At 53.7% G+C, this 7,168-nt stretch carries 8 protein-coding genes; 4 read left to right on the top strand and 4 right to left on the bottom strand.

The window, feature by feature from the left end; translation table 11 throughout:
• Positions 1 to 590: hypothetical protein (locus A7D21_RS31165; RefSeq protein ID WP_141718298.1), on the bottom strand; the 590-nt coding region annotated here is incomplete at its 3' end.
• A 190-nt stretch (positions 591 to 780) separates the two neighbouring features.
• On the opposite strand from A7D21_RS31165, the gene A7D21_RS31160 reads away from it, so the two are divergent.
• On the top strand, positions 781 to 1,479 hold the full coding sequence (locus A7D21_RS31160) for a DUF4262 domain-containing protein (RefSeq protein WP_069553558.1): 699 nt from the start codon (positions 781 to 783) through the stop codon (positions 1,477 to 1,479).
• Between the two features lie 960 nt (positions 1,480 to 2,439).
• On the opposite strand, the gene A7D21_RS36085 is transcribed toward A7D21_RS31160, so the two are convergent.
• Positions 2,440 to 3,645, bottom strand: coding sequence for a hypothetical protein (locus tag A7D21_RS36085; RefSeq protein ID WP_218188708.1), 1,206 nt, complete (start codon positions 3,643 to 3,645; stop codon positions 2,440 to 2,442).
• 47 nt (positions 3,646 to 3,692) lie between these two features.
• Positions 3,693 to 4,355 (bottom strand): hypothetical protein, encoded by a 663-nt coding sequence (locus tag A7D21_RS31145; RefSeq protein ID WP_069553556.1) that lies wholly within the window; start codon positions 4,353 to 4,355, stop codon positions 3,693 to 3,695.
• 565 nt (positions 4,356 to 4,920) lie between these two features.
• Here A7D21_RS31145 and A7D21_RS31140 point away from each other — a divergent pair.
• Entirely contained in the window at positions 4,921 to 5,946 is a 1,026-nt protein-coding gene (locus A7D21_RS31140) for a hypothetical protein (RefSeq protein WP_069553555.1), read from the top strand.
• A 21-nt stretch (positions 5,947 to 5,967) separates the two neighbouring features.
• Here A7D21_RS31140 and A7D21_RS31135 read toward each other — a convergent pair whose 3' ends face one another.
• Positions 5,968 to 6,159: a hypothetical protein gene (locus A7D21_RS31135; RefSeq protein WP_141718297.1), complete on the bottom strand. Its 192-nt coding sequence runs from the start codon at positions 6,157 to 6,159 to the stop codon at positions 5,968 to 5,970.
• 165 nt (positions 6,160 to 6,324) lie between these two features.
• On the opposite strand from A7D21_RS31135, the gene A7D21_RS31130 reads away from it, so the two are divergent.
• Both A7D21_RS31130 and A7D21_RS31125 read left to right on the top strand, forming a co-directional pair.
• On the top strand, positions 6,325 to 6,720 hold the full coding sequence (locus A7D21_RS31130; RefSeq protein ID WP_069553553.1) for a hypothetical protein: 396 nt from the start codon (positions 6,325 to 6,327) through the stop codon (positions 6,718 to 6,720).
• A 193-nt stretch (positions 6,721 to 6,913) separates the two neighbouring features.
• A complete protein-coding gene (locus A7D21_RS31125; protein ID WP_069553552.1) occupies positions 6,914 to 7,108 on the top strand; it encodes a hypothetical protein in 195 nt (64 codons plus the stop codon).
• Positions 7,109 to 7,168 lie beyond the last annotated feature (60 nt).

The following is a 7,168-nucleotide window of genomic DNA, read 5'->3' as shown; positions in this document are numbered from 1 at the left end:
ACGAAATTGGGGTCAATCTGCGGGTAGCCGAGGAAACCGACAGGCGCGGTTGTCATCGACTGCCAGAGCTCATTGAATCCTGACCCAGACTCGGCTTGGGTTACAAGCACATACCCACGACTTTGATCCTTTATGATCTTCAGGATCTCGGCGAGAACCAGAACAGGGAACGCTTTTGGCTCATCGATCACCACTGGTAGGTGAGGGTCCTTGCTCAACTGATACCAAAACCAGTTTGCGTTTGACCAATCAGACGTAAGTCCATTCAAGTAAACCGCGCTGGGCAGTGCGGCTTGAAGGAAAGTGGTTTTGCCGCTGGCCGCCTTACCGGTTAACAGCATTGCTTTGCGTTCCTCAAGCCATTGCTGAACAGTCGAGGTCTTCAACTCACGCGCTGCATCACCGGTGGTTTGCTTCACCAGATTAACGAGCGCCAACCGATCAGCCTTTGTCAGAAACTTTGCCTTGATGCTGAGCAGCCCTGGGGCTTCGATGGATATCTGATCGCGGTACGAGATACTGTTCAGCGGCGATATTCCAACCTTGAGCTTGCCGGAAAGCATGGCTGCTTTAATGTCTTCGTAGAACATGGTTCATTCCATCAGGTCGGGTTTCAGGCGAGTGTTCCCACCAGGATCGGTTGAGTATATGCAGCGGGTTAGATGTATCCACCCAAAAGATCAATCCGGAATCACTGTGGATGCTTCTGGCACGGAGGGGACCCAGGCAGAATGGCTACATCAACCTTATACACACTCAACGAATAGCTCTGGAGTACCAATGTCTGACCTTCCCGATGCAACACCATCTCAAATCGCCGCGCTGAAGCTTCAAGTCCCCGGCATCGCTAATCTCATCAATGAGTTCCAGATGAGCACTCTTGCTGCAAACATGACCTTTGAGCTCGCGCCATCAGTGACTGTAGGTGCTCACCTCAGCCAGCTGGTTGTGGATGGACTGGTAACTGAGGAAAACTTGGTCGATATAGTCCGGGTCATTCGCATCTCGCTCCTGGGGCCAAGCATGGCCGCCGAGATTGATCGTGTTATTCAAGAGCAGGGCTACGCTGTAAAGCCTGTATTCGGCGGTGACGATTCTCCTTCATTCGCATACTCAGTCGGGCTTACTGGCACGGTGGGTTTCGAGCTTGTCTCAATGGCCGGTATGGATCACGAATTGAATGCCTACATGGTCAACGCATATTCTGAATTGGCTAAGGCTGGCGAGCTAATCGAGAACGAACGTTCCGACCTTGTTGAATTGTCGTCTGTGCCCGGCCAGGGGCTGCGTACAAAGTGCGTGCAGGTTGACGCAGCTGTGGCCATGGCGGAACACGTTTGCGATGTTCGTGGCGAGGTCAAGCGCATCTATCAAGTATTGATTGCTGACAAACACAACCTGTTCCCTGGCGAGGAAGGCTATGAAGAGGCATTTCTGCAGCCGCGCTTGCCAGCCCCACAAAACCACACGACACATTGATCACAGATACAGGCAGCCCTACGACTGGGCTCTCTGCCCCTTTAAAATGCTGAGCTGGGGTCAGGAAGACGATCAGCGCGTGAATACCGTTCGAGCCTGCTCAGTTCTAAGGTGAAAATAAATAGAGTTTCATGCCGAGCGCTGAGTAGTCCCAGGGCCCACCATCAGCTTTCATGCCTGTGTTTGGCGGGATTTGGGGTCTCCCCACAGTAAGTCCATACCAGACAAATCATGAACAGAAGCAGCCCTATGCATGGAAGTAGTGTAGCCACGGCCACCGCACTCCTTATCAGGATAGGCTGGGTGGATACGAAGGTTTGCTGCCAATCTCCGCAAACGGACATGATTGCATATTGGGCGGGAATCACGCCGAGCACAACTGAGCTAACTGACAGCAGGCCAAACGGGATGCACCATAGGGAGTGTGCGTTACAAAGCTTCAACGCAATGCACAATGACCATACGGCGGATAGTAATGTCGCCCACTGGATATATGCCGCAGGCGTCACTTTAGTGCCGCCATTTGTGATGATTCCCGACACGTGCTCCCACGTCTGGGCCCGCCACTCCTCGACCATGGGAACCAAAGCTATGAGCCCAGCTAAAACCCCCATAAATAGGATGCCGACGCCTAAGTTAAGGGTGCAGGACAAGATTGTTTTTCGCACTACGTTGACTTGATTATTCATAAGCTGCTCATCTTCCTAATTCGTTCTCAGTAACCTCACCTGGACAGGCAGGGCAACAACTAAAATCAGTTGTTGTCAGCCAGCCCTGCAACTGGTTCATGGCTGGGCACATCCGTAGTACAAGACCCGCCACACTCAGAGCAGTCGGCGAAGTAGCCAATTACGGTCACGTCGGGATTGAATCCACACCAGGTGCAACGCGAACAAGCGAAGCTCCACCGAGCTGGTGTTTCTGGGTGTATCGCATCTGAAGTGGTGACCATGTCTGCTCCTAACGGCGATCGGGGTATACGCCCGGTAGAGGGCTGAATGCTGGTTTGCCTTTCTGCTTTTCACGAATCCGCGCCATCACGTCTGGGCGGCTGATTCGATCAAGCTCAGTTTCGCCGCACTGATGCATTGCCAGCTTGTGGGCGCGACAGAGTGCAGCCAGTGTCACCATAACGCCGCCGACCTCTTGCGACTGCTCGCCAACATCCCGTCCAAATACGTAGTCGACCAGCTGGTGAGCCTCGTCTGAGGTCAAGGCGCATGCTTGAACCAACTCAAGGGCTTCTTCCAGAAACCGTTGGTTGCGCTCTTGTGTGTCCTGGGCGATCGCATCTCCAAAGCACTCGACCAGCCAGGGTGCCACGCGCGATTGGAACGAGGCTCTTTGCAGCGAGGGCCATGCATAGACCGGCCCTTGTTCGTTCAGCCAACCTTGAACGTCACTACCGGACCACATTTGCCGAAGCATGGTCGGAAACGCCAACTGGGCCAGACCCTCACCGCGGAAACGAGGCGACGGCTGACTGGTGTACAGGCATACCTCTGTTCCGGCGGGGAGGGCATCAAACTGCCGGGCAAACTCGGGGCTGAAGGTCACCTGCGGTTCGTCAACTTCATTGCCTCGGTGCACAACAATCAGCTTCACCGATACCGGTTCATTCTGAAGGGCCTGCAGTTGAGCGAGCGCAGCATCACGTTCTGCCTCTGCTCGAGCGATTGTGTCGTTAAGGACGCCCCGGATCTGCTCGGAACCTGGGCGCTCAGCCTCGAGGGCCTCTTGGAAGTGGTCAGCCGTTTCTTCGCAGAGGGTAGGAACGCCCGGCCGGCGGAATTCATATTTTTGCAGCGCCTGGCGAACACGCTCCCGGTAAGAAGGCGTCATGGCTACGCTGTAAAACCCGGCTTTATCCCGTACGAATGACTCCCGCAGCAGGGAAACCAACTCATCGTTTGCCATCTGCAGCTTGTCACGTGCTTTGCCTGTGTTCCTAACCACATCGTTGAGTCTGCCGACCTGGCGCTGCAGGGATTCTGTACGCGGATCTTGAGGCGGCTCAGGTGCTGCATTGCATGCGGCCGCCCAGGCATCAGACATTTCCACGTCATCAATACAGCGCCGCTTGGAGTACCAAGCTTCGGCAAATGCCACTTCCATTTCATCGGTGAGCGGTAACGGTACCTTCACCCAGTTTTTGATGTCAGTCATGGCGGGCCCCAGAAGTGTTGGTGATACTGGAGGCCACAGGCCGTAGGCTAGTAGCCATTGTGATGTCTCCTGAATTCGATGCACCAGACCCAGGGATTCGCTTCCCAACTGCCGGGTCCGTGCTTCTCTTCCCAAAGGTCGATGAAGGCTTCGCGGGCGGTCAACCACGGGGTGACCATCTTCCGTGGACCTTCGCGTCCAATCCAGCAACCGCTGCCGTCTCGCGCTTGGCGCACACCCTCGGCGATGATCTCTTGGTCACTGATTTCGTGCAGGCGCTGAATGTTGAGCCCGGTCATCTCGAGTGTCAGTCGGCTTGCCTTTCGCGGCATGCAGCGGCTGGAGCGCCATCTGAAAGGCACGTGCTCGTCATGCTCAGGACTGTAGATCCCACGGACACCGTCCTTTTCATTGATCTCGTAGCTGCGATCGTCGTCCGCGCGGTACCAAGTGGTTGTGAACGGGTAATGGTTCGCGAAGTCCTGGCTCCAGGCCTCGCGCACCCATAGCAGATCCCTGGGTTGGCCAAAGGGGCAGAGTTCATCAGCGTGGCTCACCACCCAAGCTGGGGACTGGTCGATCAGCCATTGTCGTGCAGCGCCTTTGACGATCCGTCGGGTGACATTGCTCGCACCGTTCTGGAAGGCACGAAGCTTTGCGCCAGTGAATTCGATGGCGCGCTCTCGGCGCTTTGCCGGCACGGCACTCATGTCAGAGCCGCCGACGGGGCTGGTGCGTGTTTGCGGCTGACCGCGTTCCAGTTTCTTGGTAGGCCATCCTCGGTGAACGCCTGGACAGATTTGTTGCAACCAGGGCAGCGAACTGCGAATGCGGTCATATCTGCGCCACAGCGTTCGCGAATCAGTGGGCCCGTATGCCCGCAGTTGCAGGGGTAGAACTCACTTGCTGGTTTAAAGGGCGCATCGCCGGCGCTGGGAGGGTGGTTTTCAGACACTTGAAAGGGGCACATGGAATGTTCCTAGGCGAATTTGAGGCATTCAGTCTGCGAGGCCTATTGGTGTGCCAGAAGCACCTGCCTCATCTTGATGTCACTAAATTAGCGCGGGAACATCCCAGCACAGAGTCAAAACCAGTAGGCGGAATTCAAAGTCAGGTTTTGCTCAGCCTCAGTCCCAAGTGTCCACAGCCGACAGCCGAAACTAGTTTGACCCAATGCTTCCGGGGCTCCGGGCTTCAGATTGACTGGAAATTCGCCAGCCTTCTGCTAGCGTAATGAAGCCATTCGAGGTGCCGATCCTTCCCTGAGGAAATTTGATGAATTCGAAAATGATTTTCGCCTCTATCGCGCCGCTGATGCTGTTAGCCGGATGCGGCACACCGGTGCCAAATGTCCAATATCGAGAATTTCCGTGCAAGGAGAGTGATGTTGGGAGTTGTTCGACTAGCCCAAAAAGTCTGACCCGCTTCACGCTGCCCACTACCTTGGTTGTCATCACAAGCAAGAATGGTAAGCAAGGCGGGGAAATCGATTCTTTGATAGCAGGAAACGTGAAATCCGAATCAACCAAAAAAACATACGAAATGCTTCAAGATGATCCATGGGGAGAAACCACTTATTTGTCATATACAAAGGTGGATGGAACAAACACCTTTAATGATTTAAATATTTCGGTTTCAGATGACCGCTCCAAAGAAATAGCTACCTGGGGCGGGGCGCTAGTTTCTCTAGTAAAATTTGTGGCTTTGGTCCCTTTTGCGGCTGGGAAGCCGGCGCCACCTATCGCCTACATGATCCTGCCAGTCGAAATTGATTCAGAAGTCCTTATTGAAAAAGTGACGGCTGAAAACTCGAAAATACCAGTAGCCAAGGACGGGCTACCAGCATCGGCTAGGGGTGGGAAGGTGACTGAGACCATTGCCTCTAGAGACCCAACCAGTAGCGCTAAAGCAACCTACACAGCTGTTCTTGGGCCAGTACCTACAGATTCAATTTTGATGAATAAATACATTGAGAATGCTAAAGGGGTGAGAAAGAATGAGTTTGTAACCTCAGCTTGCAGAAAGCTGTCCATCACGTTCAATAATGATGCATCTACTGACTTGCCTCTTAGAAATAAAACGTGGAATTTGGTAGTTGCAGATCCAAACTATGTCGAAGTTATAAAATTTGCTGCGAAGTCGGCGATCAAGTCCAGGGCATCTTGTGGAATGGATGTGACTCCGGGCTCTGCCGCAAATGATTCAGCGACTGCAGATATGGCCAGCGCGCTTTCGGCACAGGCGCTTGCCATTACTGAAGCGTTGAAAGCTCTCCAAGACGCGCGCAAGAAAGAGGACTGAGATGGGAGCGAGTCGTTACCATCACCGGGCGTAGCGGTGGGCATAGGCCAATGCCGCTTTACGTGTGCCGTGGCCACCGTCATTCCATACGTGGCCATCAACAAACTGTACGGTCACGCGCCAGTCGCGCATGCTAGCCCTCTTGCCAGTACGAAGGTCCCGTGGGCAGGCATAGACCTCGATTTTCTTAACTGCCTTCTCGTTGATGATCATGAGACACCTCTTTATGTTGAGGTGCCCATTATCGGCCGTCGATCGTTGTGCCAGAAGCGGCCTGCACCAGGCCTCTGCTGCGAGATACATGCTTGAGCGTTGTATCGAAAGCTGGGGTATCCTTGAACCATTCAATCCCTCTTATCGGATTCAGGGGTAACAGCAGTGGACGCAAAGCAACTCAGTCAAATTGCAGATTTTGTGCGTGATGAACGCCGGTTAGATGCAGCATTTTCCAATGTCCAGGAAGGCATCGAAAGTGGTGCGATCTCAGTGAATGATTTGCCGATCGCCGCAGCACCTATCAAGCCAGTGACGCTGGGGCGAGGTGATGCAGAATATGCTGCCAGTATGGTTGAGAAGATCTCAGGGGTGGTTCTAGATTATGATCAGCGAGCTGACTTGTTGAATTCAGTTCAATCAATGCCATCTGACGGCACCCTGTCTGCTCTTATCGAAGACGTCAGCCAGCTAGAATCCCTCTCAGCCCTCGCTAAGGAATTGAAGGAGGTTCTGGCTGCAGGAATCTACGACAGCCTCTTCGCACAGGCGAAAAATTGATCCTGAAAAGCCCATCTCTTTGCGTCTTTTCGATCAGCTCTCATGAGCCTCGAAATCCCCTTTGAACTCTGTAGAAAGAACTGATTTTCCTACCTGTGTTATGGCTTCAGGCACGCCAAAGTAGCCGTTATTGTGTGGTCTCCATTAGCGCCCACACTCATGGTGCGGAACCACTTCAGGCTGGAATTAACCGATGACATGGATCATTGCAAAAGACCGACTCCCCGCAGCAGGTACGACAGTCCTGTGCAAGCTTCGCCACTGGAATACCAAGTCAACCGTTGAAGAGCTGCTAACCAGGGTAGAGGAGGGTGACTGCACCTGGCGTACCGCTGGCGATGGCTGCGAGATCAGTTACGACTGGGATGTGATCGAGTGGGAGGAATAAGCCAAAAGCCTATCGAGTACACCTAGATGCAGAGTGAATACTTCACCGGCAGGTGCTTCT

Origin of the sequence: Pseudomonas sp. AP19 (assembly GCF_001728855.1) — a bacterium.
Taxonomy (GTDB): Bacteria; Pseudomonadota; Gammaproteobacteria; order Pseudomonadales; family Pseudomonadaceae; genus Aquipseudomonas; species Aquipseudomonas fluorescens.
This window is presented reverse-complemented; position numbering and strand designations above follow the sequence as displayed.

Coding starts and splice junctions, on each gene's coding strand:
- A7D21_RS31160 (WP_069553558.1), top strand. CDS start 781: ATGTCTGACCTTCCCGATGCAACACCATCTCAAATCGCCGCGCTGAAG.
- A7D21_RS36085 (WP_218188708.1), bottom strand. CDS start 3,645: ATGACTGACATCAAAAACTGGGTGAAGGTACCGTTACCGCTCACCGAT.
- A7D21_RS31145 (WP_069553556.1), bottom strand. CDS start 4,355: ATGAGTGCCGTGCCGGCAAAGCGCCGAGAGCGCGCCATCGAATTCACT.
- A7D21_RS31140 (WP_069553555.1), top strand. CDS start 4,921: ATGAATTCGAAAATGATTTTCGCCTCTATCGCGCCGCTGATGCTGTTA.
- A7D21_RS31135 (WP_141718297.1), bottom strand. CDS start 6,159: ATGATCATCAACGAGAAGGCAGTTAAGAAAATCGAGGTCTATGCCTGC.
- A7D21_RS31125 (WP_069553552.1), top strand. CDS start 6,914: ATGACATGGATCATTGCAAAAGACCGACTCCCCGCAGCAGGTACGACA.